The organism is Cryobacterium sp. M15, from assembly GCF_002929675.1.
GTDB lineage: Bacteria > Actinomycetota > Actinomycetes > Actinomycetales > Microbacteriaceae > Cryobacterium > Cryobacterium lyxosi.
Genome location: NZ_PJJW01000041.1, coordinates 300,506 through 325,465, shown reverse-complemented (window position 1 = coordinate 325,465; position 24,960 = coordinate 300,506). Strand labels below are relative to the sequence as shown.

Below are 24,960 nucleotides of genomic sequence, written 5' to 3'. Positions count from 1 at the left end.
GTCAGTGTATGAGCGCGATGCTGCACGACGTGCTCACGGCGATTCTCGTGCTCGCCAGCGCAACCATGTGCCTCGCCGCCGGAATCGGGCTCATCCGCTTTCCCGACGTACTATCGCGCCTGCACGCGGCGACCAAGCCGCAGATCTTCGGTCTCATGGCCGTGACAACGGATGTTGCGATCAACAATTTCTCGGTCGGCACCGTGACCCTCGTTGTCGCGATCGTCGTGTTCCAGGCGCTGACAGCGCCGATGGCCGCGCACCTGGTGGGCCGGGCCGCCTACGAGACCGAGCACCTGCGGCCCGACCTGCTCATCGTCGACGAACTGAAAGGCCGCTGACCGGGGGGCATCGCTCGCGGCACTGAACCGGGATGACGGCACCCCGACCTCGGGGTGCCGTCATCTGCAACGAGTGCCGCGAGTGCTACGAGCGCGCCGGAGTCACCGGAGCCAGGGTGGCCAGACGCAGGGACTCGTGAGTGGGGGCATCCGGTACGTCGGCCGGGCGGTTCTTCGCGAATTCCCTGCGCAGAACGGGAACGACCTCTTCGCCGAGCAGGTCGAGCTGCTCGAGTACGGTCTTCAGCGGCAAGCCGGCGTGGTCCATCAGCCAGAGCTGGCGCTGGTAGTCACCGACGTAGTCGCGAAATCCGAGGGTGCGGTCGATGACTTCCTGGGGGCTGCCCACGGTGAGCGGGGTCTGCGCGGTGAAGTCCTCCATGCTCGGGCCATTGCCGTAAACCGGGGCTTTGTCGAAGTAGGGGCGGAACCTCCGTTTGGCGTCCTGGGAGTTCTTACTCATGAACACTTGGCCGCCGAGTCCGACGATGGCCTGTGCGGCTGTGCCGTGGCCGTAGTGCTCGAAGCGTTGGCGGTAGTACTGCACCATTTTCGCGGTGTGCGAGGCGGGCCAGAAGATGTGGTTCGAGAAGAAGCCGTCGCCGTAGTACGCGGCCTGCTCGGCGATTTCGGGGCTGCGGATGCTGCCGTGCCAGATAAAGGGCGGCACACCGTCGAGCGGCCGCGGGGTGGACTGGAACCCGTGCAGTGGGGTGCGGAACTGGCCCTCCCAGTCGACGAAATCCTCGCGCCACAGCCGGCGGAGCAGGGCGTAGTTCTCAAGGGCCAGCGGGATGCCCTCGCGGATGTCTTTCCCGAACCACGGGTAGACCGGGCCGGTGTTTCCACGGCCGAGCGTCAGGTCCACCCGGCCGTCGGCCACGTGCTGGAGCATGGCGAAGTCCTCGGCGATCTTGACCGGGTCGCTCGTGGTGATCAGTGTCGTTGCGGTCGACAGGATGATGCGCTGGGTCTGCGCTGCAATGTGGCCGAGCAGGGTCGTCGGCGACGACGGCACGAACGGCGGATTGTGGTGCTCGCCGGTCGCGAAGACGTCGAGGCCCACCTCCTCGACCTTCTGCGCAATAGTGAGCATGGCCTTGATCCGGGCGTTCTCGGTGGGGGTGTCGCCCGTGGTGGGATCGGTGGTCCTGTCCCCGACCGTGAAGATTCCGAACTGCATGCCATCCTCCAAATTTCAATGCGTCTGCATGTATGTCTAGGATAACGGTGGATCGCCACGGGCTATTCCCTCGGTGGGCCGCTCGGTGCCGACGCGCAAACGGATACCGAGATCGCGGCCGGCAGCATCCGCTGATACGATGGTGGTGTCGCAACTGGCGTAGCACAAAGATGGGTCACCATCGGGGAGCGACTGACACGGTTAGTGGCCGCACGCCTGGGCCGCAACATCCACATAGAAGGAGAACTCCGTGCCTGATTCCGCCATCGCTTTGAAGTCAACTTTCAACGAACCACTCTCGGTCGTCGACCCCGAGATCGCGGCCGTGCTCGAGCTGGAACTCGGTCGCCAGCGCGACTACCTCGAGATGATCGCGAGCGAGAACTTCGTTCCGCGCGCCGTGCTGCAGTCGCAGGGCTCGGTGCTCACCAACAAGTACGCCGAGGGCTACCCCGGTCGCCGCTACTACGGCGGCTGCGAGTACGTCGATGTCGCTGAGCAGCTAGCGATCGACCGGGCCAAGAGCCTCTTCGGTGCCGCCTACGCGAACGTGCAGCCGCACTCCGGCGCCACCGCCAACGCCGCGGTGCTGTCCGCCATTGCCACGCCCGGCGACACCATTCTCGGCCTCGAGCTGGCCCACGGCGGCCACCTCACCCACGGCATGAAGCTCAACTTCTCGGGCAAGCTGTACAACCCGGTCGCCTACGGTGTCGACCCGGAAACCTTCCGCGTCGATATGAACGTCGTGCGCGACAAAGCACTCGAGAGCAAGCCGAAGGTCATCATCGCCGGCTGGTCCGCCTACCCGCGTCACCTCGACTTCGAAGCCTTCCGCGCCATCGCCGACGAGGTCGGCGCTCTGCTCTGGGTCGACATGGCTCACTTCGCCGGACTCGTCGCCGCCGGGCTGCACCCCTCGCCCGTGCCTTACGCCGACGTCGTGTCGAGCACCGTGCACAAGACCCTCGCCGGCCCGCGCTCGGGCTTGATCATCTCGCGCGACATGGCACTGGCCAAGAAGCTCAACTCCAACGTGTTCCCCGGCCAACAGGGCGGCCCGCTCATGCACGTGATCGCCGCCAAGGCCACCGCGTTCAAGCTCGCCGCCGAGCCCGAGTTCAAGGAACGCCAGGAGCGCACCCTGCGCGGTGCCAGCATCCTCGCTGACCGCCTCACTGCCGACGACTCGCGCGAGCACGGCATCGACGTGCTCACCGGCGGCACCGACGTGCACCTCGTGCTCGCCGACCTGCGCCACTCCGAGATCAATGGCCAACAGGCCGAAGATGCCCTGCACGAGGTCGGCATCACGGTGAACCGCAACTCCGTTCCCTTCGACCCGCGCCCGCCGATGGTTACCTCGGGCCTGCGCATCGGCACGCCAGCCCTGGCCACCCGCGGCTTCGGCGACGTGGAATTCACCGAGGTCGCCGACGTCATCGCCGAGGCCCTCAAGCCCGGCGCCGACATCGCCGCGCTCCGCGCCCGTGTCGGCGCGCTGACGCAGGCGTTCCCGCTGTACTCCGGCCTGCAGCAGTAACTTTCCCGAGAGCGGATGCCGCTGGCCGGGCCAGCGGCATCCGCGCGCGCACGGACCCAGTCATCACCACGGGACGGGGCCCGGGCCCCGACCCTGGGCCCAGGTTATAACCTGGGCCCGTGCACGGGGCCCGGGCCCCGTCCGAGCGAAGTGCATCGATCGACAACAGTAGGGAACCATGATGACGGCAATCACACTCGACGGGGTCAAGACCGCCTCCGACATCAAGGCCGAGCTGCGGGGCCGCATCGCTGCCCTGCGCTCGCACGGCGTGGTACCCGGCCTGGCCACCCTGCTCGTTGGCAACGACCCGGGCTCCGAGACCTACGTCGCGGGCAAGCACCGCGACTGCGCCGAGGTCGGCATCGGATCGCTGCGCATCGACCTCCCCGGTTCGGCGACCTCGGCGGATGTCCGCGCGGCCATCAAGGATCTCAACGACAGCCGCGAGGTGACCGGGTACATCATCCAGCTGCCGCTGCCGGTCGGCCACAACGAGAACGCGATGCTCGAACTGATTGATCCGTCCAAAGACGCCGACGGCCTGCACCCGACCAACCTCGGTCGCCTCGTACTCGGGATCGAGGGTGAACTGCGTTCACCGCTGCCGTGCACCCCGGCCGGAATCGTCGAGCTGCTGCGCCGCTACGATGTGCCGATCGTCGGCAAAAAGGTCGTCGTGGTGGGCCGCGGCCTCACCGTCGGTCGCCCGCTCGGCTTGCTGTTCACCCGTAAAGGCCTCGACGCGACCGTTACCCTGACCCATTCGCGCACGGTCGACCTTGCCGGTGAGGTGCGCCGCGCCGACATCGTCGTGGCCGCCGTTGGCGTGCCGCACCTGATTCAGGCCGACTGGATCAAGCCGGGCGCCGCCGTGCTCGACGTGGGTATCACTCGCGTACACAACGAAGAGACCGGCAAGGGCCGGCTGACCGGCGACGTGCACCCCGACGTGGCCTCGGTCGCCGGGCACCTCTCGCCGAACCCGCGCGGCGTCGGTCCGATGACCCGCGCCATGCTGCTCTCCAACGTGGTCAAGGCCGCCGAGCAGTCCCTGCTGGCGTAGCGGCCCGGCCGGGGGTTCAGTCGGCCGTAGCTGACGCCGGTGAATTTCGCGACATGCCGTCACCTCAGCACATCTGGCGCGGCGGGCGCAGGTTGACCGGCGTGAGCGGCGGGGCATCCGCTAGTGCCGAAAAACTACTGCTGGGCGAGGGCTGCGCGGTGCAGTTCGGTGTGCTCGAGATAGTTCTTTGCGTTATGACGGATGCTGGCGATCTCGTCGTCGGTCAGGGGGCGTCGAACCTTGGCGGGGACACCGGCTACGAGCGATCCGGGTGGCACGACGGTGCCACCGAGCACGACGGCTCCGGCAGCCACGAGGGATCCGGTGCCGATGACGGCGCCGTTCAGAATGGTCGCGGCCATTCCGACAAGCACGTCGTCTTCAATCGTGCACCCGTGCAGCACGGCGCCGTGCCCGACCGAGACTCCGGTGCCGAGAGTGAGTGGAAAGTCGGTATCGACGTGGCAGGAGACGTTGTCCTGCAGGTTCGAGCGGGCTCCGATCGTGATCGGCTCGAGCTCGGCGCGCAGTACAGAGTTGTACCAGACGCTGGCCCGGTCGGCGAGGATGACATTGCCGACAATGACGGCCCCGGGGGCGACGAACGCCGTTTCGGCGATGCTCGGAGCCGGCGTGTGCGGCAAAACGATGATTCGGGCAGCGTTATCGGCAGTCATACGCGTCAGCCTAGCTGAGCCGCTTCCCGGGGCCATGCGTTGCGGGACCCTGGGCTGCCGCTAGAGCGTGCTGTACGGCGAGAACATAATCGGGTCGGGGGCGTGACGGCTCAGGGGCGCGCGCCACTGTCGCGAGCTGCCCCATCGGCAGCGTGCACCACGAACACGTCGGGGGTGGCAAAGCCTCGTTCGGTGAAGGCCACCATCACGGCGGCTGTCACCGCCGGCACGAGCTCGGTCGGGGTCAGGGCGATAGCCGCGCCACCGAAGCCGCCACCGGTCATGCGCGCGCCGATGGCACCCGCGCGGCGGGCGGTGTCCACGGCCACGTCTAGTTCGGGTGCTGAAATCTCGAAGTCGTCACGCATCGACCGGTGTGACGCATCCAATAGCGGACCGATCGCGGTGCATCCGCTCGATCGCAAGGCCTCTACGGTGTCGAGCACGCGCTGGTTCTCGGTCACGATGTGACGCACTCGGCGAAAAGTCTCGTCGTCAAGCATCGCCTGCGCTCGGGGAAGATCGTGCAGGCTGAGATCGCGTAGGGCCGGAACGCCCAGAGCGCGGGCGCCGGCCTCACACGACTTTCGGCGGGCGGCATACCCGCCCGTCGCGTGTGAGTGGCTTACGCGGGTATCGATGATGAGTAGCTCGAGGCCTGCCGGGTTGAGTCCGAGCGGAATGACCTCGGCCGCGAGGCTTCGGCAGTCCAGGAATACCGCAGCGTCGGCCTGGCCGAGCAGCGATGCGGATTGGTCCATGATGCCGGTCGGGGCGCCGACGACCCGGTTCTCGGCGAGTTGGCCAACACGGGCCAGCGTTGCACGGTCGAGGCTCAGATCCCACACATCGTTGAGGGCTACCGCAACGGCGCTTTCGAGCGCTGCTGACGACGACAGCCCGGCGCCGACCGGCACGTCGGAGTCGATATAGACCTCGAATCCCGGCACGGCAGTGAGGTCAGCCCCGAACTGCCTGAGTGCCCAGGCCACGCCCAGCGGGTACGCCGACCAGCCGTCGAGCTTCTCGGGAACCAGCTCGTCGAGGGAAACCTCGACGGTCTCGGCCGCGAAGGAACTCGCCACGCGAACGACTCGGTCGGTCCTGGTCGACAGCGCAACGACCGTGCGCCGGTCGATGGCGAGCGGCAGTACGAACCCGTCGTTGTAGTCGGTGTGCTCACCGATCAGGTTGACCCGGCCGGGCGCCGACCACAGGCCTGTCGCCGATCGATGAAAGCGACTCTGAAAGCCCGCCTGGGCCGCGCGATCCAACGCATCGACGATGCCGGCGCGGTCAGCATTTTGGCCCGTCACGGGTGTGTCCTCGAAGCCACTGTGGCAAAGTCCGCCTCGGCGGCGCGCGCGACGGCCGCGCGAATCAGGGCGGCAGCATCCTCTGGAGTGACATCGCCGATCCAGGCGCCCATGGCGGCCTCCGACCCGGCGAGAAACTTGAGCTTGTCCTCGGCGCGTCGCGGGCTGGTCAGTTGCAGCATCAAACGGATGTCCGCCCGATGCACCCGCACCGGCGCCTGGTGCCACGCGGCGATATAGGGAGTCGGCGACGAGTAGATCGCGTCGATGCCGCGCAGCAGTCGACGATACAACACGGCCAGCTCATCGCGTTCGGCGAGGGTGGTTTCGGCAAAGTCGGGTGTCTGGCGGTGCGGCAGCATGTGCACTTCGATCGGCCAGCGCGCTGCGAAGGGAACGAAGGCGGTCCAGTGTTCGCCGCGAAGAATCACCCGGTCGCTGGCTTGTTCGCTCGCCAGAATGTCGGCAAAGAGGGTTGGTCCATAGCGTTCGAGCGAGTCGACCAAGCGCTGGGTTCTTGGTGTGACGTAGGGGTACGAATAGATTTGACCGTGCGGATGCCGCAGGGTCACCCCGATCTGCTCACCTCTATTCTCAAACGGGAATACTTGCTCAACGCCTGGCAACTGCGACAGCACGTGGGTGCGTTCCGCCCAGGCCTCAATGACGGTTCGGGCTCGAATCACCGACAGGCTGGCAAAGGATCCCTCGTTCTCGGGACTGAAGCACACCACCTCGCAGCGGCCAACGGACCGGCGGGAACGGCCGATGCCGATGCGGTCAAGATCGGCCAGATCGACCGGGGTGGCGGCATCCGCCACAAGAGGACCAAATGCGGGGGACTTATTCTCGAAGACGGCCACGTCGTAGTTGCTCGGAATCTCCGAGGCATTGCCGGGGGATTGTGGTGCGAGCGGGTCGAGGTTGGCCGGCGGCAAGAACACCCGGTCTTGGCGATTGGCGGCAATGGAGACCCATTCCCCGGTCAGTGGGTCTTGGCGCATGGTCGCGGTAATCGAACGTTCGGCGGGTTCACGCAGGTCGGGCGCCCGATCCGGCGACAGCGCGGTGTCAGGGTCGTCAAAATACACCAGGTCGCGACCGTCGGCGAGGGTGCTGGACTGCCGCCCGATCGTCTCATCGGCGACAAAGTGCGGGCGGTGGATGTGTGGATTCATCATGGCCCTGCCACAGTAGCAAATTTTGCACAAGCGAAACCGTATGACTGCGTATTGATAAGCAAAAGAAACTAAGTGATACTAATTTGATGACCGCGACCGAACCAACGCGCAGCCCGATACCCAATCCGCTTCCCGCTCACGTTCGCCGCGAGCAAGCACAGCGTCTGGTGGACGAACGCGGGTTTGTGCGCGTGAGCGAATTGCGGAGCGCCTTCAACATTTCCGGAGTTACTGCGAGGGCGGATCTTGACGCCCTGGAGCTTCAGGGTTCTGTTCGGCGCGTGCATGGGGGAGCGGTACCGGCGCATTCCCTCGGCGAGGGTGAAAGTTTTCGCGCCGAACGCGAGCACTCGTTCGAGGAAGCTCTGGAAGCCTCGATCGTTCCCAAACAACAAATTGCCCAGATCGCAGCCGGGCTCGTGCGCAGTGGGCAGAGCGTGATTCTTGATGTGGGAACCACGACCCACGCTGTGGCCCGCGCGCTGGTTGCGCGGGACGACCTGCACGACGTTGTCATCATCACCAACGGGCTCAGTATCGCCCTCGAACTGGAACAGGCCATTCCACGGTTCACGGTGATCGTCACCGGAGGGTCACTGCGCCCGCTGCAGCACTCGTTGGTCGAGCCGCTCGCCGGGCTGATGCTCGGCCAGGTTCATGCCGACCTGGTCTTCATCGGTTGTAATGGCGTCGACATCGCCGGCGGTGTCACCAACATCAACCTGCCAGAGGCCGGAATCAAAGCGCTCATGCTCACCGCAGCGGAGCGGGTGGTCGTCGTGGCCGACCGCTCCAAGCTGGGTCAGGTGCATCTCGGCCGGGTGGGCCCGCTGAGCGACTTCCACACGCTCATCACCGATGCCGCCGCAGATCCGGCGATATTGGATTCGCTGCGCGAGGTCGGGCTGAGAGTCTTACTCCCCGTCGAGCTAGCCGTCGAGCTAACCGTCGAGCTAACCGAAACTACGCCGCAGACGCCAGACCGGCCCTAGGCTAAACGGATGCGCGCACCGACTGGAATTCAATACGATCTGACTGTGCAGACAGCGAGGGGAACAGCCCACGCCGTCGTGACCGAGGTGGCAGCTGGCCTCCGGGTATATTCCGTGAACGGAATAGACCTGGTTGAGACCTTTCCCGAAGCAGCGCAACCTCCCATGGCTGCCGGCATCGTCCTCGTGCCGTGGCCCAATCGCATTCGCGATGGTAAATGGACCCAGAACGACGTCACCCGCCAACTCGCGCTCACCGAACCGGCCCGCCACAACGCCATTCACGGGCTGCTCCGCTTCACCTCCTATCGCGAGGTGTCGAGGCAGGGCGATTCGGTCGCGCTCGCCGCGACGGTCTTTCCGCAGTCCGGCTACCCGTTTCACCTTGACACCGAGGTGAGCTATGCGCTCACTCCCAACGGTCTGAACGTGACACACCGACTGACCAACGTCGGTACCGACGCGGCGCCGGTGGCGGTGGGGGCGCATCCGTATCTGAAAATCGGTGACGTACCGACCGGCGATCTCATGGTGCGAGTAAATGCCGCAACCCATATCGACGTAGACGACCGCCTCAACCCGACCGGCGAAACCCCCGTCGACGGCACCCGGTTCGACCTGCGCGGGGGCGTTGTGGTCGGCGAGCTCGACCTCGATGATGGCTTCGGCGGGGTCGGCCTGGCTGGTTCAAGCTCGGGCACGCCCGGCGAACACTCCCTCACGGCGACGGATGGCCGCAGCGTCACCCTCTGGGGCGATGAGAATATGCGCTACGTGCAGGTCTTCACGCCGCGCGTTTTTCCGGTTCGCACCGGAGCCACCGAGCCATTACGCGGCCAGGCGATCGCCATCGAACCGATGACGGCACCCGCCGATGCCTTCAACACCGGCGCTGGTCTGCACTGGCTGCAACCGGGGGAGGAGTGGATCGTGCGCTGGGGCATCCGTCATGCCGGGTTCGACTCGCCGAGCCAACCGTAGGATGACCACAACCCTGACGCACCGCATGCTGCCACGCCTCGGACGCTACCGGGTCGATCTTGTGCTGCTACTCGTGGCCTTGGTCTGGGGCGGAAGCTACCTGAGCGCGAAGGTGCTCACCGAGCAGGCGAGCGTATCGGCCGTGCTCGCGCTGCGCTTTCTGGTCGCGGCGCTCGCCCTGCTGATCGTCTGGGTGATGCGGCGCGAACGGTTGCCGTCGCGGCGTGCGTTCGGGGTCGGCGTGTTGCTCGGGGTGACTCAGGCGAGCATCCTCTGGCTTGAGACCCAGGGCGTGGCATTCACGTCAGCCACGAACGCGGGCCTCATCATCAGTCTCACCATCATTGTCACTCCGGTGCTGGAGTCGGTCGCGGCCCGTCGATGGCTGCCGCGCCCATTCTTCGTGGCTGCCGTGCTCGCCGTTGTCGGGGTCGCCCTGCTCGTCTCGGGCAACGGGTTTGCGCAGCCGAATGTGGGCGACCTGCTTATTCTTGCAGCGGCGCTCGTGCGCTCCCTGCACGTGACGATGATGGGCCACCTGATTCGTGGCCGCAGTGACAGCACCATAACGCTCACGCTGTTGCAGGCGGTCGTCGGGGCGGTCGTCTTCACCGCATTCGATGTTCCCGGCCTCGTCGCGGCTGCCCTGACCTTCAACCTGGCCGCGTGGATCGGCGTGCTCTACCTGGGCTTGGCCTGCAGCGTGTTCGCGTTTCTAGCGCAGATGTGGGCGATCCGCCGTACCTCGGCGGCACGGGCCAGCCTCCTCATGGGCACCGAACCGATCTGGGCGGTGCTCGTGGGGGTGTCGCTTGGCAGCGAAGCCCTCGGGCTCATCGGGGCACTCGGTGCCGTGCTCATCATCGTGGGAACGTTCTGGGGCCAGCGCATCGAAGCGAGCCACCGTCTGAACGTGGGGTGAGTATCCGTTGGGGTGATCCGGTCAGCGCGCTCCTTCGCCGAGCCGTGAGCTTCACGGCGCTGAATCGTTTGTAGGCGCGCAAGGCCTACGGGGCGGTTTATGAAACCCACACCTCGGTGCACGAACGCGTGGTTCGAGGCCCGCGTGCCCTACGGCTCGCGCACACTCGCCTCCGGGCGCAGGTCGAGGCGGCGCAGCAGCTGCGCGTTCAAGGCGACAACCACGGTCGATGCCGACATGAGCAGGGCGCCGATCTCCATCGGCAGTACAAAGCCGATCGGCGCGAGCACACCCGCGGCGAGGGGAACCGACAGCAGGTTGTACCCGGCCGCCCACCAGAGGTTCTGCTTCATCTTGCCGTAGCTCGCCCGCGACAGCTCGATTACCGAGAGCACTGACCGCGGATCGTCACTGGCGAGAATGACTCCCGCCGACGCGATCGCCACGTCGGTCCCGGCGCCGATCGCGATGCCGACGTCGGCTTGCGCGAGCGCCGGGGCATCGTTCACTCCGTCGCCGACCATCGCCACGCGGCGGCCCTCGCGCTGCAGCTCGGCCACTTTGCGCGCCTTATCCTCCGGATGCACGCCCGCGAACACCCGGTCGATGCCGAGCTCGGTTGCGACCGACTGGGCCACAGCCTGGGCGTCGCCGGTGATCATGACGACCTCGATACCCCGTCGGTGCAGGGCGTCCACGGCTTGTCGCGACTCCTCGCGGATCTCATCGGCGAGGCCGATTGCGCCGACGACCATGCCGTCGCGCAGCACGTGCAGAATGATCGCGCCCTGGCTCTGCCACGCCACGGTCTCGGCCAGTGGCGCAGCCCCGTGCTCGTCGAGCATGCTCGGCCCGCCGACGCTCACGCTGTGCCCGTCGACCAGGCCGGTCACGCCGATCGCCGCTGCAGTCTGAAACGCGCTCGCCCGCGGCACGGTCAGTCCATGCCCGCGTGCAGCCGTCACGATGGCGCGAGCCAGCGGATGTTCACTGTCACCTTCCACAGATGCCGCCCACGCGAGCACATCGTCGCTCGAAAACAGGTCAGCGCCCGGCGAAGCGCCCACCGAAGCCGCGCCGCCCTCAGGGACGCGCGCCGCGGCATCCGCCTGGCTGCTTGCGACGGCTACATGACTGACCGTGGGCTCGCCCTTGGTGAGCGTGCCGGTCTTGTCGAACAATACCGAGGTGACCTGGCGCATGCTCTCCAGGGCGAGGCGATCCTTGATGAGCACGCCGCCCTTCGCTGCACGCTCGGTCGCGATCGACACCACGAGCGGAATCGCCAGCCCGAGCGCGTGCGGGCAGGCGATCACGAGCACGGTGATCGTGCGCACGACGGCATCCTGTGGCTGGCCGAGCAGCGTCCAGACGATCGCGGTCACGATACCGGAGCCGAGAGCGAACCAGAACAGCCAGCCGGCGGCCCGGTCGGCGATACGCTGCGCCCGTGACGATGAGTTCTGTGCCTCGGTGACGAGCCGCTGGATTCCAGCCAGCGCGGTGTCATCACCGACGGCGCTCACGCGCACCCGCAGGGCGGAATCGGTCGCGACCGTCCCGGCCACGACCTGATCGCCGGGCGACCGCTGCACCGGCCGCGATTCGCCGGTGATCATGGATTCGTCGACATCGGCCGTGCCCTCGGTGACTTGCCCGTCGGCCGGCACGCGCCCGCCCGGCCGCACCACGACGAGGTCGCCCAGCACCAGGTCGCTCGGTGAGACCATGACACTGTGCTCGCTAACGAGGCCATCACCCTCGACTCGCTCGGCCTCATCGGGCAGCAGCGCAGCGAGCGATTCCAGTGCGGTGGATGTCTGCGCCAGCGAGCGCATTTCGATCCAGTGGCCGAGCAGCATGATCACGATCAGCAGCGCGAGTTCCCACCAGAAATCGAGCTCAGCATCGATGAGGCCGAGGCTCGCGCACCAGGAGGCGAGAAACGCGACCGTGATCGCCAAGGCGATCAGCAGCATCATTCCGGGCTTGCGGGCCTTCAACTCAGACACCGCTCCGCTCAGGAACGGTCGTCCACCCCAGACATACATGACGGTTCCGAGAACGGGGGAGATCCAGGTCACGCCGGCTATGTCCGGAAGGGCGTACCCGACGAGCGTCCCGAACATGTGGCTGAACGTCACCACGGGCACCGCGATGACGAGCATGGTCCAGAACAGGCGCCGGAACTGCCCGACGTGATCGCTGTGCCCGCTATGGTTCATGGCGCTGTGGTTCATGGCGCTGTGGTCCATGGTGTCGTGGTTCATTGCGCTGTGGTTCATTGCGCTGTGGTTCATTGCGCTGTGGTCCATTGCGCTGTGGTCCATGGCCGCGTGATCCGGCTCCAGGTGCGCCGTGCTGACGTGCGTGTCGTGGTTCGAGTTGGGCTGTGTCATAACGTTCCTCGATTTTCGAATCTGCAGATACTCTCGAAGTATACCCCCTTAGGGTATACCGTCCTCAGTTTCGCTACCGATGAGCACCATGCCCACTGCAGTGCTCGTCGCCGTGGGCATGGTGCCAATGCACAGCGTGGCCCCACGTATCGCATTCGCACGCGTCCGGGCGGAACACGCAGGAATGAGCACCACTCTGCCGCGCAATCGGGCAGGCTTACGTCATGGCGCAGAGCATATATACGGCACCCCCCGCCGAATCCCCGAACGACACCGCCCGTCGCACCGCGCTCACCCGTATGAAGCGACTCGCGGCCGGCCTGCTCGCCCTCATGGCCATCATCTTCACCGTCTCGTTCGCCCTGCAAGAGCGCTACCCTTGGCTCGAATACGTGCGCGCCGCCGCCGAGGGCGGCATGGTCGGCGCCATCGCCGACTGGTTCGCCGTGACCGCCCTGTTTCGCTACCCGATGGGCCTGCGTATTCCGCATACCAACATCATCGCCAACCGCAAGGACGAGATCGGCGCGAGCCTCGGCGAGTTCGTCGAGACTAATTTTCTCTCCGAGGCCGTCATCCGCGGCAAACTCGAATCGGTAGGACCAGCCCGCCGCATCGGCGCCTGGCTCAGCGACGACAAGAACGCTGCAAGGCTCACCGACGAGCTCGCTATCGCCGGCCAGGGCGTACTCAACCTGCTCGGCGACAACGCCATCAAGAACCTCATCGAATCCGTCGCGCGCGAACACCTGATCCAACCAGAGTGGGGCCCGAGCCTCGGCCGGGTGGGGGAACGGCTGGTCACGAGCGGGCAGCAGCACGCGGCCGTCGACCTGCTGCTCGACCGCGCCGACGGCTGGCTGCGCGACCACCCCGAAGCGTTCGGTCGCGTCGTGTCGCAGCGATTGCCCACCTGGCTGCCCGGATTCGTCGACAAGCTCGTCGACGACAAGGCCTACCGTGAAGTATTAGCTTTTGTGGCGTCCGCCCGCCAAGACCGGCAGCATCCGGTGCGGAAGGCATTGGATGGCTACCTGGACGAGGTCATGCATGACCTGCAATATGAGTCGGCCATGATCAACCGCGTCGAAAACCTCAAGGCCGAGGTTCTCGACAATGCCAAGCTGCGCGAATTTGCCGGCGACACCTGGCAAGCCATCAAGGCCTCCCTCACGCAGGCGCTCGACGACCCGACGAGCGCGCTGCTGGTGGGCATCCGCTCGACTCTGCAGGATATCGGTAACCGCCTCACAGCGGATGCCGCGCTCGGCTCCCGCATCGACCGCTGGCTCGCCGATACCGCCAGTCATGTCATCTCCGCTTATCGCCACGAGATCGCCGGGGTGATCACCGAAACCGTGGAGCGCTGGCCGGCCCGAGAAACGGCCGAGAAGATCGAACTGCAGGTGGGCCGCGATCTGCAGTTCATTCGCATCAATGGGACCGTGGTCGGCGCTCTCGCCGGCCTGGCCATTTTCACGTTCGCGCACGCGGTGGCCGCGCTGTTTTGAGCTGGTAGCCCGAGAAGTAGCTGAAAATTACCCTCGGGGTATTTGGGCTTCCCCCCATTCGGGGCAGAATAATCCTTTCTGCTATTCCCGAAAGGCGCCAAATGCACGACCTGACCAGGTGGGCCGTCCGGCCGCTGATGCGCGTGTGGGCGGCAGTCGCCGAGCGTCAAGATCGCCACCTGCCCCGGCCCAGCGATGTCCCGCAGGCGCATGCTCCCGGAATCGACAGCGATCGGGTGCTCATTCTGGGCTGCGGACCGGCCGTCGGTTGGGGTGTGCTCAGCCACCAACTCGCGCTGCCCGGATCGCTTGCCCGGGAGCTGTCGGCGCTCACCGGCCGCGGAGTAGACATCGACCTCGTAGCCAGTCGCACCATGACAGCGGCGAACGCGCTCCCCGCGCTGAACGTGCAAAGGCTCAGCCGCTTCGACGCCGTCGTGCTGACAATTGGCGTCAATGAGGCTTTGACACTGACGAGTCGTCGCGAATGGCGCACCCGACTCGGAAAACTACTCACGGTGCTCCAACGAGAGGCCTCGCAGAGTACCCACTTCTACATTCTTGGGATCGCACCGATTCGGAGCATCGAGATCTTCAACCTCCCGCTCGGATTCATCGCCGATCATTCCGCAGCAGACCTCAACCGGGTCAGCGCGCAGCTGGCTGCTGAGGCACCGCGCACCACCTTTCTGCCCTTTTCACCCGGCGCCACGCTCACGCCCGACCGCCATCGAAGCCCAGTCGACTACCGGGACTGGGCCCTGCTGCTGGCCGGTGCCATGGCCGACACCCTCGACGCGGCACGCCTCGGCATCAATGAGGAACACGTCGGTCAACGACTAGCGGATGCTGCCAGTGCGGAACGCACCCGGCAGGCGGCCGTCGATAGCCTCGGTATTGTCGACACCCCGCCGGAGGCCCGGTTCGATGAACTTGTCGCTCTGGCACAGCGACTGTTCGAAACCGAGTCGGCGGTCATCAGCGTCATCGACCACGATCGGCAGTGGCACAAGGCGAGGGTCGGAGTGGCCGCACCAGAGATTCCGCGCGCTGACTCGCTCTGTGCCTACACGATTGCCGGAGACGGACCCTTCGTGGTGGAAGACGCCCAAAAGGACCAGCGGTTCAGCCAGAACCCGCTCGTGCTCGGTGATTCGCTCATTCGCTTCTATGCCGGATTTCCGATCGAATCGTCGTCGGGGGAGCGCATCGGATCGCTGTGCGTCTTCGATCCGGCCCCGCGTTCGCTCGCCGAGGTTGACCTGGTGCTGTTGCGCGAACTTGCGCTGCTGGTGCAGCGCGAGTTGCGGATACCGCCGAGCGGGGGTCCCGCATACCCTCCGGCGTAATCGGTGGTGGTGCTCGAGGCGGTGCCAGCCCGGTAGATCACTCGCAGCGCTCTACCAGTCATTTTTGTCAGCTGCGAGTAAGCTCGCGGCGTGAGCGAATCCTTCAGTCAACGCCTCCGGGCCCTCCCGGATTTTCCGAACGATCTCCCGAAATTTGATCCAGCCACTGCACCGGCCGATTCCGTTGACCTGTTCCTCGAGTGGCTCGAAGCGGCGCTCGCGGATGGGGTATCGCAGCCGCACGCTTTCAGTCTCGCGACGACCACCACAACCGGTCAGGTATCCTCGCGCATGATGATTCTGAAGAACATCGAGGAGGGAGCCTGGCACTTTGCCAGCACGGTAGGTTCCCGCAAAGGCCGGGAACTTACCGCAAACCCGCAAGCCGCCATGAATTTCTACTGGGCGAAATTTGGTCGCCAGGTGCGTGTCAGTGGCGCGGTCACCCTGCTTTCGGCCGAGGCATCCGCTCGCGACTGGGATGAGCGTCCCGGCGCCGACGGCCGTGACAACCCCGATTGGCAGCTTTTTGCCCTGCGTCCCGCGGAAGCGGAGTTTTGGCAGGCGAGCAGTGATCGCCACCACATTCGCCACCGGTACGTGCTGTAGATCCGGGCTCACGACATCCGTTCGCCCGACCAGGCGTGATCGTGGTGGTTAACGAAGATGCGCACAGAATCTGAGGGATTCGGTGCGCATCTTCTGCGCAACCTGCGCGATTATTGTGGGCCCCGTCGGGCTCGAACCGACGACCCAAGGATTAAAAGTCCTTTGCTCTACCAACTGAGCTAGAGGCCCGTAGGCTCTAATCTACCGTGGATTCACACTCAGCTTTTCTCGGTAGCGTCAAGGGCGACAAAAACACCACCCGATTACGCACTGAAACGAGGAGAACCGCCATGGCCGACAACTTCCACAAGCCCACTCTGTTCTCCGCAAACAAATTCGAAGCCTTCCAGGGTGGTGACGATCCCGCCGCTATCAGCCGGGTCGCCCACGAGACCGCGCAGGCCCTGCTCAATCGCGTGCGCAGCGACCCCGACCCCGAGACGGTCGAGCGCCTCGTCGCCTACACCGACGAAAATGGCATCGACGCGGTCGCCGAGCTATGGTCGCGGGCCGCTCCGCGCAGCCTGCCGGGCGCGCTCTGGCGTATCTACCTCATCCGCATGCTGATTCGGCAGGACCCCGAAGGCTGTGCCTACCTCTACCAACGAGGAACGGATGCTGTCGCCACGATCGATCCGCTGGTCGCGGGCGCTGCCCTGCCCACCGGTCCTGCCGAGATCATGACCCTCGCGGACGAGATTCTGCGCGGACTATTCACCGGGGACTTCGCGGTGGCGCTGGATCGCGGGGCCGCGTATTGCCGAGTCACGGCGGTCGGGGCCACGAGCATCGCCGACGATCTCGAGCTGACCGAACCGCACCGTTCCTCGGAGCTGACCACCCGCGCGCTGCGCTTCTCCACGACCGCCGCCGAATTCGCGGCCTGTGCGCGCCTCTGGCGCCGCGACGTGCTCGAGTAGTCCCGCACGGCCTGGGCCCGGGCTTCATCAGGTGGGCCGGGCGGGCGTTGCCACGGCGATGGCATTTTCCGTGTGCGCCCGCGGCGAACATTCGACGCCGACCGCTTCGTTCGAATACACTGGAATCTGGTCGGGCCGCAGTAATCCCGGGTTCCATTATTCGCCGCTTCGAGCGGCCTCGCGCCGAGAGGTGCTCTGCGGCCCGACCTTCTTAATCTCCTCTACCCGGTGGGCGACGCGCGGGCCCGGCTGCGAGCATTCTGTTTCGCTGAGTACTTGTCAGATAGACCAATCCGTTAGCAACTTCGTACCGAACCCTAGTCATGGAACGGGACGAGACCTGACATGCTAGGTCTTATGACTGTTGATTCCGCCGGAGACCTCGCGCCGCCAGCCCCTGCCAGCAAGGAGGAGCTGCTTGTTCAAGTAGCCCGGGGCGATCAATCGGCCTTCGGAGAACTATATGACCAGATTGCTCCGCGGGTGCTGGGCCTGGTCAAACGTCTGCTGGTCGACCACGCGCAGTCGGAAGAAGTGACTCAGGAGATTTTTCTGGAGATCTGGCAGTCGGCCGCACGGTATGAATCAACGCGTGGAGGTGCGAGCACCTGGATTCTCACCATGGCACACCGCCGAGCGGTTGATCGAATCCGCTCGTCCCAGGCCGGACGTGACCGCGATACCAAAATTGGAATCCGTGACCTGGCCGTTGCCTACGATCACGTAGCCGAAACCGTTGAAGTACGAATCGAACATGAGAGGGTGGAAAGGGCGATGACCCGATTGACACAGCTGCAGCGTCAGGCTGTCAGCCTCGCGTACTACGGCGGGCTCAGTCACAGCGAGGTCGCCGATATGCTCCAGATACCTTTGGGCACCGTGAAAACACGGCTTCGCGACGGGCTGATCCGCCTGCGCGACGAATTGGGCGTGGCATCATGAGCCGCCATAATGAGCAGCACCCCGCCGATCTTGCCGGCGCTTACGCCCTGCACGCCCTCGACGCCGACGACATGGCTATCTTCGAAGCGCATCTCGCCGAATCCGAGGAGGCGCGCATCGAGGCTGCTGAGCTAAAGGACATCGCTGTGGCCCTCGGCCTCGCCGTGGCACCCGTGCAGCCCTCCGCCGCCGTCAAGGCCAACCTCATGGCAATGCTCTCGTCAACGCCGCAGCTTCCACCGCTGCCCGCATCGCGAGCCACGAGTCAGGCCGCAATGGACGCTGCCGCCGCCGATCCGGGAGCAACTCCCGCCGGTCCGCCGGCCGGGACGGCGACCCCGGGGACCGAAGGTGCTGCCTCAGCTGGTGCTGCGACCACCGGCGCACCGCGACCGAGCCCTGACATCCATTTTGGCGACACTGCCAGCACGCCGCGCCCATCGACGGCGATCGAGCGGGCCCAAACGCGCTGGTTCAAGCGTCCGGCGCAGTTCATTCTGGCCATCGCGGCTGCGGTCGCCCTGTTCGTCGGTGGAATATCCCTCGGCCAGTCGCTCAACAGCAACCAGTTCGAGTCGCAGCAGGCGGCCAGTCTCGCGCAGATCAACGCGGCCAATGACTCTCAGCGCGCTGCGACCACCACCGTTGACGGTCAGGAAGTCACTCTGGTCTGGTCTACCACGCTCGGAATCTCCGCGCTGTTGGTCGATAACCTGCCCGCGCTGCCCGGTGACCAGGACTACCAGCTGTGGTACATGAACAATGGCGCTGCGACCCCGGCGGGAACCTTCGATTCCAGCGGCGACGGCACTGTCTGGCGCGTACTCGATGGCACGATGCACACTGGTGATCAGGTGGGCGTCACCGTCGAACCCACCGGTGGCTCGGACCAGCCCACCGGCGACCCGATCGTCGCCCTCCAGAGCTAGCTGGCTCGGCATCCGCTCACCAGAGTGCGGAATGCCGAGCGTGCTGGGGCTGCTTGGCGAAGTAGGCTCGGGACATGAGACTGCCCTTCACTCTTTTGATCGACCCCGTGCCCGCTGACTCCCTGCAGCAGGACTTCGACCTCACGTTCCACGAAATGGACTCGTCCGCCCCGGCGCTGCGCGTGGGGGAGCTCAGCACCCAGCGCGGCGACGGAATCTTCGAAACCCTCGCCGTCGTCAACGGCTACCCGCAAGAGGTTGAGCCGCACATCACCCGGTTGCGTAACTCCGCCCGCATCTGCGAGCTGCCGATGCCGAACGTGCAGCAGTGGCGCGCTGCGATCGCATACGCGGTCTCGCGCGTTCCGCAGCGGGGTGAAATCGCGCTCAGGTTCGTGCTCAGCCGCGGCGTCGAGCACGGTCCGGCACCGACAGCCTGGCTGCACGCGGTCGCCGCGGCGGACTTCAGTATCGTGCGGGCGAACGGCGTGCGCGTAATCACCCTCGACCGCGGCTATCCGCGTGGCGTCGCCGAGCGTGCCCCTTGGCTACTGATGGGCGCGAAAACGCTCAGCTATGCGGTGAATATGGCGGCTATTCGCGAGGCGCGCCGTCGCGGCGCCGACGACACCATCTTTCTCACCACCGACGGCTTCGTCATGGAGGGCCCCACCTCGAGCGTCGTGCTGCGCTTAGGCGGCGAGTACGTCACGCCCGCGCCGAGCGGCGCCATTCTGCACGGCACCACGCAGCAGAGCATGTTCGACTACCTGCGCGCGCAGGGTGTGGCGGTACAGTATCGCGATGTCACCGTCGAGGAACTTCGCCAAGCGGATGCCGCCTGGCTCGTCTCCAGCGTGCGCCTGGCCGTATCCGTTGTCGCCCTCGACGGCGACCCGTTTCCGGCCGATCAGGCGTTCACGGATGCCCTGAACGCCTACCTGCTGGCACGCACGTCTTAGCGGGGATCGCCGCGTCCGCTGGTGGGGGAATGGCAGGAAGAGATGCGGCATCCGTTTGTTGTCACCCTCGAATTGGGCCGACGAGCCGCGCCCAGTATGCTCTGGGATGACCGAGAGGAATACATGAGAATTTCTGTCATTGGATGTGGCTACCTGGGCGCCGTGCACGCGTCGGCCATGGCCGAGCTGGGGCACGATGTCGTCGGAATCGACGTCGACGCCGCAAAGATCGCCCAACTTACCATCGGCAAGCCCCCCTTCTTCGAACCCGGACTTCCCGAGGTTCTCACGTCGGCTATGAACAGTGGCCGGCTGCGTTTCAGTACCGACATAGCGGATGCCGCTGGCTCGCAGGTGCACTTCATTGCCGTGGGTACTCCGCAGAAACCCGGTGGTTACAGTGCCGACCTGCGCTACGTGGATGCCTCGATCGAATCGCTCCTTCCGCACCTGTCCGACGGCGATCTCGTCGTGGGCAAGAGCACGGTGCCGGTGGGAACGGCCGCGCGACTCGCCGAGCTCATCGAAGCCGGTAGCGGCGCGTCGCTGGCGTGGAACCCCGAGTTTCTGCGCGAGGGATTCGCCGTGCAGGACACCATCAGCCCTGACCGGCTGGTCTACGGGGTCGCCCCCGGTTCACGGGGCGAGCACGCCACGGAGCTACTCAACGAGATCTACGCCACGGCGCTTGCCGCCGGCACCCCCCTCGTCATAACCGACTACGCCACCGCCGAGCTCGTCAAGGTCGCCGCAAACGCGTTTCTCGCGACCAAGATCAGCTTTATCAATGCCATGGCCGAGATCGCCGAGGTCACCGGCGCCGATGTGACGCAGCTGGCGGATGCCATCGGCTACGACGGACGCATCGGTCGTCGCTTTTTGGGCGCCGGCGTTGGTTTCGGGGGCGGCTGCCTGCCGAAAGATATTCGCGCCTTCACCGCGCGCGCCGAAGAGTTGGGGCGCGGCGAGTCCGTGGCTTTCCTCAAGGAGATCGACAAAATCAACCTGCGTCGTCGTCAACGTGTGGTCGATCTCACCGTTGGGGCGCTTGGCGACTCCGTCTACAACGCCAAGGTTGCGGTGCTCGGCCTGAGTTTCAAGCCACACTCCGACGACGTGCGAGACTCACCGGCGCTCGACGTGGCCGTGCAGTTGCGCGGCCTCGGGGCCGACGTCGTGGCGACCGACCCGCAGGCCATCGATAACTCGAGGGCGCGGCATCCGCAGTTGCAGTATTCCCAGTCTCTCGAAGACACGCTGCAGGGAGCCGACGCCGTCGTGCTCGTCACCGAGTGGCCCGAGTTTCGGCATCTTGACCCGGTGTGGGCCGGTTCGCTCGTGAAAACGAAGACGGTGATCGACGGCCGCAACGCCCTCGACCCTGCGGCCTGGCGTGCTGCCGGCTGGACCTACCACGGCCTCGGTCGCCCGTAGCCTGAAGTGTCGTCTTCGATGTGATGCGTTCTGGGCTCACGTTATGCACGTGGGCCCAGGCGCTCCACGATGCCGATCGCGGTTCTGCGCCCGGACCGCGGGGCGCCCCGCCCAGGCTCATTCCAATGGGGTTTCGGGGAGTGCTCCTCGCGGCCCTCAAGCGGATGCCGCTCATATGGCCGCTGCCGGGAGCCCTGCTATTCGCGCCCGCTACGGTTTTGCGGCCCGTCGCCACGGCGGTATGGCGAAGAGCGCAATCTGGCTCACGAGAGCGACGACAGCGGCGAAGATGGCGCCAAGATGCACGTTGAGCGGGCTCCCCGCGTACATGGTGACTCCGACGAAGAGCAAGGCCAGGGCCAGGACCGCCAGAGACACCCAATTCTGCCTACGCATGCCGAGTAGAACCAGCGCCGCCGGAACGACGTACAGCATGATGCTCGCAACATTCATGGCGTTGACCATCTCCACCAGGGGCCCAAGGGGTACCCCGTCGAAAATGGTCCGGTAAAACATGGCCGCACAATGGAAAGCCAGACCGACAACGCCGCACACGAGCAGAACGGTGTCGACTACCGACAGTCTGACCGCGAGCCTGGCCAGCGGGAGTTGGGGCACCACTAGCCGCGCCAGAAGAATGAGAGCGGATACCCCGGCAAGCGTGAACGCAAATGCTGGGGTCATGCCGCGCCAACCACGGTCACCGGGCCGTGTGCACGTGGTTGAGCACTGGCTCGAACATCACTGCATGTCATGACTAACTCCGAGTCTTTATGGTTTAGCCGAAAAGGTCTCCGAGCCAGCTTTCCTTCTTCTTCGAGCGATAGCCATCCCGATGGTCGCGATCACGATCCCGGTCATACCCGCGGTCGCGGTCGTTGTCGCGCTCGCCATACTGTGGAGCCCGCGTGCGAGCATCCGGATACTGCTGCTGCGGGGGAACAGCGACAATCACCGGTGCCGCGTTGGCAGCCGGCGCTGGCGCCATCGCTGCGAATTCTTTTTCAGCACGATCAATGATCTTGTCCAGCTCACCGCGGTCGAGCCAGACTCCGCGGCATTCCGGGCAGTAGTCAATTTCTACACCGCTACGTTCGCTCATCACGAGGGTGGCGGAATCGGTTGGGCACTTCATAGGAGTCCTCCAGGACGTCATCGGTCTTCAACCCTAAGCAGTGAACACCGGCTGTTGCTGAGAGCCTAGGGGAGCAGGGGAGCACGAGAGCACGAGAGCACGAGAGCACGAGAGCGCTTAGCGGTTGAGTAAAACTACGGCGGCGGGTTTGCCTCGGTAGCTGAGATTACGTCATAATCTCAGAGCGTGCCCGAAGGCCGGGCCGAACACGTACCAGTTCCGAAACCCGAGTCGGAGGCTATACATGTCCGTTCAGTCCACCATGGGGCGACGCGAGCGCGCACCCGACCGCCCCTCTGGCGGCAAATCCGCCACCCGCACCTTCCGCAGCGACATCGAAGGCCTGCGCGCGGTCGCCGTGGTCGTGGTCATTTTCGACCATCTGCTCGGCTGGCCATCCGGCGGATTCGTCGGTGTCGACATCTTTTTCGTGATCTCCGGCTTTCTGATCACCAGCCTTCTGCTCAAGGAACATGCACGCACCGGCCGCATCTCCCTGGTCGATTTCTACCGCCGGCGCATTCGGCGCATCCTGCCCGTCTCAGTGCTCGTACTGGTCGTCACCGTGGCGGTCGGATTCCTGCTGCTTCCGAGCGCCCGGGCTCTCAGCACCCTGTGGGATGGAATCTATTCGGCACTGTTTGTGGCCAATTGGCACTTCGCCGCAGTCGGCACCGACTACTTGCAGGCCACCAACGCCGTCTCCCCCCTGCAGCACTACTGGTCGCTCGCGGTAGAAGAACAGTTCTACTTCGTCTGGCCGTTCCTGCTCATCGTCATCTTCGCCCTCGCTGGCCGTCGAACGCTGAGCGCCCGGGCCCTCATCACGCTCGTCGCTGCAACCATCGGCGTCATCACCCTCGCCTTTCTGGCCTGGAGTTTTTTCGAAACCTCGACTAGCCCGGCCATCGCCTACTTCTCGACCGGAGCCCGCGCCTGGGAGCTCGGAATCGGCGCATTCCTGGCTGCCGCCGCGCCCGGCGTAGCGAAGCTACCTCTTCGGGTGCGCCCTGCGATCGCCTGGCTCGGCCTTGCCCTCATCGTCGCCAGCCTCGTGCTGATCAGCCGCGATTCACCGTTTCCGGCGCCCTGGGGCCTGCTGCCCGTTGCGGGAGCTGCTCTTGTGATCGCCGCGGGCATCGGGCAGTCCGAGCAGCAGCTGTTGTTCCCCCTGACCAACCCCGTGAGTCGCTACGTCGGCAAGATCTCCTACTCCCTCTATCTGTGGCACTTTCCGGTCGTGATTTTGCTGGCCACCGTGCTGGCCACCGATTCCCCGCTCTACCTGCCGCTCGCCGCCCTGCTCATGGTCGCCCTCTCGGTGTTCTCCTTTCACTACGTTGAAAACCCCATACGTCACTCACTCTGGCTCGAAAACTCCGTCACCCGAAAGCGAGAACAGATGCGCCGTCCGATCCCCCAGAACCGCACCGGGATCACCCCGGTCCAGGCCTGGATCGGTGCCCTCGTGGTTGTTGCTCTCGTTCTCGTCTCGGTTTCGTTCATTGCACTGCGGGGAGGCACGCCGTCCAGCCCGTCCGTGAACCCAGCCTCGGTCGGCGCGGGAGCTGACCTGGGAGTGGAGACGACCACCGAATCAGCCACCCTACTGGCCACCCGGCAGGCCACCATCGCCGCGGCCCTTGCCGCAACGGCCTGGCCCGAGACCACCCCGGCGTTCGACGCGCTCGGCGACAACTCCGGCGCCCCGGAATGGGTCGACGACAACTGTCTCTCGGTCAGCGAGAAGAACGCCGCCGACTGCATTTACGGCGACCCGGCGGCGGCCAAAACTGCGGTGCTGCTCGGCGATTCCATGGCGATCAGCTACATGCCCGCCATTCGCTCCGCCCTCGAACCGCTCGGCTACAACGTGCGGTCTCTGACCATGTTCTCCTGCCCGGGCGTGAACATTTCGGTGGCGCCCAAGAACGCCTCCGATGCCTCGGCCGCCACCTGCGACAACCATCACGCCTGGGTCTACGCCGAGGTCGCCCGACTCTCACCCGACCTCGTCATCATGTCGAGCCTGGCCGGATCCATCGTGCGCCTCGCCAGCGGCAACGAAGGCGCTGAAGCTCTTGCCGAGTGGCAGACCGCGACCGCCGACACGCTCACGGCGTTGCAGGGGTCGACCGACCGTGTCGCTGTGCTCTCACCGCCGCCGGCCAGCACCCCGTTCGCCGAGTGCAAGACCCTCACGAGCGCCCCCGCCGACTGCGCCTACAGCCCGTCGAGCCTCTACCAGAAGGTCGTGGCCAGCGAGCAGGGTGCGATCGAGCAATTCGGTGACTTCGCCCAGTACGTGAACGTTGTACCGTGGCTCTGCGTCGACGACAATTGCCCGGCCTTTATCGCTGACACGCCGGTGTTCTTCGACGGCCAGCACTTCGTGCGTGAGGCGAGCGCCCAGCTCGGTCCGCTGCTCGCCGAGGCACTCTTTCCGCCGGCCGCCTAGAAGGCGCGAACGGCGCATCCGCTTGCCGCGGCGCTGGCCGTGGCCGCGCCCGGTGGGGTGCCAGCTCCGATAACCGGCGCAGGGGCCAGTTGCCGGGCGCGATCATCCGC

At 65.5% G+C, this 24,960-nt stretch carries 22 protein-coding genes, 1 tRNA gene and 1 riboswitch; of the genes, 15 read left to right on the top strand and 8 right to left on the bottom strand.

Annotated features, from left to right (window positions below; all coding sequences use genetic code 11):
* Nucleotides 1-8 precede the first annotated feature (8 nt).
* On the top strand, nt 9-341 hold the full coding sequence (mnhG, locus tag CXY83_RS16480; RefSeq protein WP_104198382.1) for a monovalent cation/H(+) antiporter subunit G: 333 nt from the start codon (nt 9-11) through the stop codon (nt 339-341).
* Between the two features lie 85 nt (nt 342-426).
* Here the strand turns inward: mnhG and CXY83_RS16475 are convergent, their stop codons facing one another.
* Nucleotides 427-1,524: an LLM class flavin-dependent oxidoreductase gene (locus CXY83_RS16475; RefSeq protein ID WP_104198381.1), complete on the bottom strand. Its 1,098-nt coding sequence runs from the start codon at nt 1,522-1,524 to the stop codon at nt 427-429.
* Nucleotides 1,525-1,664: 140 nt separating this feature from the next.
* Nucleotides 1,665-1,753: riboswitch (ZMP/ZTP riboswitch) on the top strand.
* 21 nt (nt 1,754-1,774) lie between these two features.
* Here CXY83_RS16475 and glyA point away from each other — a divergent pair.
* Nucleotides 1,775-3,067, top strand: coding sequence for a serine hydroxymethyltransferase (gene glyA, locus CXY83_RS16470; RefSeq protein ID WP_369831176.1), 1,293 nt, complete (start codon nt 1,775-1,777; stop codon nt 3,065-3,067).
* A gap of 181 nt (nt 3,068-3,248) precedes the next feature.
* Complete coding sequence (locus tag CXY83_RS16465) at nt 3,249-4,133, top strand: bifunctional methylenetetrahydrofolate dehydrogenase/methenyltetrahydrofolate cyclohydrolase (protein ID WP_104198511.1); 885 nt, start codon at nt 3,249-3,251, stop codon at nt 4,131-4,133.
* 134 nt (nt 4,134-4,267) lie between these two features.
* Here CXY83_RS16465 and CXY83_RS16460 read toward each other — a convergent pair whose 3' ends face one another.
* From CXY83_RS16460 to galT, 3 genes are all read right to left on the bottom strand, one after another.
* The gene (locus tag CXY83_RS16460) at nt 4,268-4,810 is read right to left on the bottom strand and encodes a gamma carbonic anhydrase family protein (protein WP_104198380.1); all 543 of its coding nucleotides are present in this window, start codon (nt 4,808-4,810) and stop codon (nt 4,268-4,270) included.
* A 110-nt stretch (nt 4,811-4,920) separates the two neighbouring features.
* Nucleotides 4,921-6,096 carry a galactokinase gene (gene galK, locus CXY83_RS16455; protein WP_369831181.1) on the bottom strand — a complete coding sequence of 392 codons (1,176 nt, stop codon included), beginning with the start codon at nt 6,094-6,096 and terminating at the stop codon, nt 4,921-4,923.
* A gap of 26 nt (nt 6,097-6,122) precedes the next feature.
* Nucleotides 6,123-7,307, bottom strand: coding sequence for a galactose-1-phosphate uridylyltransferase (gene galT / locus CXY83_RS16450; RefSeq protein WP_233201024.1), 1,185 nt, complete (start codon nt 7,305-7,307; stop codon nt 6,123-6,125).
* An 86-nt stretch (nt 7,308-7,393) separates the two neighbouring features.
* Here galT and CXY83_RS16445 point away from each other — a divergent pair, with 86 nt between their 5' ends.
* From CXY83_RS16445 to CXY83_RS16435, 3 genes are read left to right on the top strand one after another with little or no spacing between them, the layout of a single operon-like run.
* The gene (locus CXY83_RS16445; protein ID WP_233201023.1) at nt 7,394-8,299 is read left to right on the top strand and encodes a DeoR/GlpR family DNA-binding transcription regulator; all 906 of its coding nucleotides are present in this window, start codon (nt 7,394-7,396) and stop codon (nt 8,297-8,299) included.
* A gap of 9 nt (nt 8,300-8,308) precedes the next feature.
* Entirely contained in the window at nt 8,309-9,280 is a 972-nt protein-coding gene (locus tag CXY83_RS16440) for an aldose 1-epimerase family protein (protein ID WP_104198379.1), read from the top strand.
* Nucleotide 9,281: 1 nt separating this feature from the next.
* Nucleotides 9,282-10,202, top strand: coding sequence for a DMT family transporter (locus CXY83_RS16435; protein ID WP_104198378.1), 921 nt, complete (start codon nt 9,282-9,284; stop codon nt 10,200-10,202).
* Nucleotides 10,203-10,351: 149 nt separating this feature from the next.
* On the opposite strand, the gene CXY83_RS16430 is transcribed toward CXY83_RS16435, so the two are convergent.
* On the bottom strand, nt 10,352-12,601 hold the full coding sequence (locus CXY83_RS16430) for a heavy metal translocating P-type ATPase (protein WP_104198377.1): 2,250 nt from the start codon (nt 12,599-12,601) through the stop codon (nt 10,352-10,354).
* Between the two features lie 224 nt (nt 12,602-12,825).
* On the opposite strand from CXY83_RS16430, the gene CXY83_RS16425 reads away from it, so the two are divergent.
* The 3 genes from CXY83_RS16425 to CXY83_RS16415 all read left to right on the top strand — a co-directional run bounded on the left by CXY83_RS16425 (nt 12,826) and on the right by CXY83_RS16415 (nt 16,070).
* Nucleotides 12,826-14,112: a DUF445 domain-containing protein gene (locus CXY83_RS16425; RefSeq protein WP_104198376.1), complete on the top strand. Its 1,287-nt coding sequence runs from the start codon at nt 12,826-12,828 to the stop codon at nt 14,110-14,112.
* Between the two features lie 101 nt (nt 14,113-14,213).
* Nucleotides 14,214-15,461, top strand: a complete 1,248-nt coding sequence (locus tag CXY83_RS16420) for a GAF domain-containing protein (RefSeq protein ID WP_104198375.1) — start codon at nt 14,214-14,216, stop codon at nt 15,459-15,461.
* 90 nt (nt 15,462-15,551) lie between these two features.
* On the top strand, nt 15,552-16,070 hold the full coding sequence (locus tag CXY83_RS16415; protein ID WP_104198374.1) for a pyridoxal 5'-phosphate synthase: 519 nt from the start codon (nt 15,552-15,554) through the stop codon (nt 16,068-16,070).
* A gap of 116 nt (nt 16,071-16,186) precedes the next feature.
* On the opposite strand, the gene CXY83_RS16410 is transcribed toward CXY83_RS16415, so the two are convergent.
* Nucleotides 16,187-16,259: transfer RNA gene (locus CXY83_RS16410), tRNA-Lys, on the bottom strand.
* Nucleotides 16,260-16,360: 101 nt separating this feature from the next.
* Here CXY83_RS16410 and CXY83_RS16405 point away from each other — a divergent pair.
* From CXY83_RS16405 to CXY83_RS16385, 5 genes are all read left to right on the top strand, one after another.
* A complete protein-coding gene (locus CXY83_RS16405) occupies nt 16,361-16,990 on the top strand; it encodes a DNA-directed RNA polymerase subunit beta (RefSeq protein ID WP_104198373.1) in 630 nt (209 codons plus the stop codon).
* 345 nt (nt 16,991-17,335) lie between these two features.
* A complete protein-coding gene (locus CXY83_RS16400) occupies nt 17,336-17,932 on the top strand; it encodes a sigma-70 family RNA polymerase sigma factor (RefSeq protein ID WP_104198372.1) in 597 nt (198 codons plus the stop codon).
* Nucleotides 17,929-18,861: an anti-sigma factor gene (locus CXY83_RS16395; protein WP_104198371.1), complete on the top strand. Its 933-nt coding sequence runs from the start codon at nt 17,929-17,931 to the stop codon at nt 18,859-18,861. The genes CXY83_RS16400 and CXY83_RS16395 overlap by 4 nt, the downstream gene beginning before the upstream one ends.
* 74 nt (nt 18,862-18,935) lie before the next feature.
* Nucleotides 18,936-19,823: an aminodeoxychorismate lyase gene (locus CXY83_RS16390; RefSeq protein WP_104198370.1), complete on the top strand. Its 888-nt coding sequence runs from the start codon at nt 18,936-18,938 to the stop codon at nt 19,821-19,823.
* A 123-nt stretch (nt 19,824-19,946) separates the two neighbouring features.
* Nucleotides 19,947-21,257: a UDP-glucose/GDP-mannose dehydrogenase family protein gene (locus CXY83_RS16385; RefSeq protein WP_104198507.1), complete on the top strand. Its 1,311-nt coding sequence runs from the start codon at nt 19,947-19,949 to the stop codon at nt 21,255-21,257.
* A 210-nt stretch (nt 21,258-21,467) separates the two neighbouring features.
* On the opposite strand, the gene CXY83_RS16380 is transcribed toward CXY83_RS16385, so the two are convergent.
* Together CXY83_RS16380 and CXY83_RS16375 are read right to left on the bottom strand one after the other, a co-directional pair.
* Entirely contained in the window at nt 21,468-21,941 is a 474-nt protein-coding gene (locus CXY83_RS16380) for a hypothetical protein (protein WP_104198369.1), read from the bottom strand.
* A 94-nt stretch (nt 21,942-22,035) separates the two neighbouring features.
* Nucleotides 22,036-22,392: a zf-TFIIB domain-containing protein gene (locus tag CXY83_RS16375; protein WP_104198368.1), complete on the bottom strand. Its 357-nt coding sequence runs from the start codon at nt 22,390-22,392 to the stop codon at nt 22,036-22,038.
* Between the two features lie 244 nt (nt 22,393-22,636).
* Between CXY83_RS16375 and CXY83_RS16370 the strand changes: the two genes are divergently transcribed.
* Entirely contained in the window at nt 22,637-24,850 is a 2,214-nt protein-coding gene (locus CXY83_RS16370) for an acyltransferase family protein (protein ID WP_104198367.1), read from the top strand.
* Nucleotides 24,851-24,960: the final 110 nt, after the last annotated feature.

Excerpts from the sequence above, each read along its gene's own strand:
- mnhG (WP_104198382.1), top strand. The coding sequence starts at position 9 with ATGAGCGCGATGCTGCACGACGTGCTCACGGCGATTCTCGTGCTCGCC.
- CXY83_RS16475 (WP_104198381.1), bottom strand. The coding sequence starts at position 1,524 with ATGCAGTTCGGAATCTTCACGGTCGGGGACAGGACCACCGATCCCACC.
- CXY83_RS16465 (WP_104198511.1), top strand. The coding sequence starts at position 3,249 with ATGACGGCAATCACACTCGACGGGGTCAAGACCGCCTCCGACATCAAG.
- CXY83_RS16460 (WP_104198380.1), bottom strand. The coding sequence starts at position 4,810 with ATGACTGCCGATAACGCTGCCCGAATCATCGTTTTGCCGCACACGCCG.
- galT (WP_233201024.1), bottom strand. The coding sequence starts at position 7,307 with ATGATGAATCCACACATCCACCGCCCGCACTTTGTCGCCGATGAGACG.
- CXY83_RS16445 (WP_233201023.1), top strand. The coding sequence starts at position 7,394 with ATGACCGCGACCGAACCAACGCGCAGCCCGATACCCAATCCGCTTCCC.
- CXY83_RS16440 (WP_104198379.1), top strand. The coding sequence starts at position 8,309 with ATGCGCGCACCGACTGGAATTCAATACGATCTGACTGTGCAGACAGCG.
- CXY83_RS16435 (WP_104198378.1), top strand. The coding sequence starts at position 9,282 with ATGACCACAACCCTGACGCACCGCATGCTGCCACGCCTCGGACGCTAC.
- CXY83_RS16430 (WP_104198377.1), bottom strand. The coding sequence starts at position 12,601 with ATGACACAGCCCAACTCGAACCACGACACGCACGTCAGCACGGCGCAC.
- CXY83_RS16425 (WP_104198376.1), top strand. The coding sequence starts at position 12,826 with ATGGCGCAGAGCATATATACGGCACCCCCCGCCGAATCCCCGAACGAC.
- CXY83_RS16420 (WP_104198375.1), top strand. The coding sequence starts at position 14,214 with ATGCACGACCTGACCAGGTGGGCCGTCCGGCCGCTGATGCGCGTGTGG.
- CXY83_RS16405 (WP_104198373.1), top strand. The coding sequence starts at position 16,361 with ATGGCCGACAACTTCCACAAGCCCACTCTGTTCTCCGCAAACAAATTC.
- CXY83_RS16400 (WP_104198372.1), top strand. The coding sequence starts at position 17,336 with ATGCTAGGTCTTATGACTGTTGATTCCGCCGGAGACCTCGCGCCGCCA.
- CXY83_RS16395 (WP_104198371.1), top strand. The coding sequence starts at position 17,929 with ATGAGCCGCCATAATGAGCAGCACCCCGCCGATCTTGCCGGCGCTTAC.
- CXY83_RS16390 (WP_104198370.1), top strand. The coding sequence starts at position 18,936 with ATGAGACTGCCCTTCACTCTTTTGATCGACCCCGTGCCCGCTGACTCC.
- CXY83_RS16385 (WP_104198507.1), top strand. The coding sequence starts at position 19,947 with ATGAGAATTTCTGTCATTGGATGTGGCTACCTGGGCGCCGTGCACGCG.
- CXY83_RS16380 (WP_104198369.1), bottom strand. The coding sequence starts at position 21,941 with ATGACCCCAGCATTTGCGTTCACGCTTGCCGGGGTATCCGCTCTCATT.
- CXY83_RS16375 (WP_104198368.1), bottom strand. The coding sequence starts at position 22,392 with ATGAAGTGCCCAACCGATTCCGCCACCCTCGTGATGAGCGAACGTAGC.
- CXY83_RS16370 (WP_104198367.1), top strand. The coding sequence starts at position 22,637 with ATGTCCGTTCAGTCCACCATGGGGCGACGCGAGCGCGCACCCGACCGC.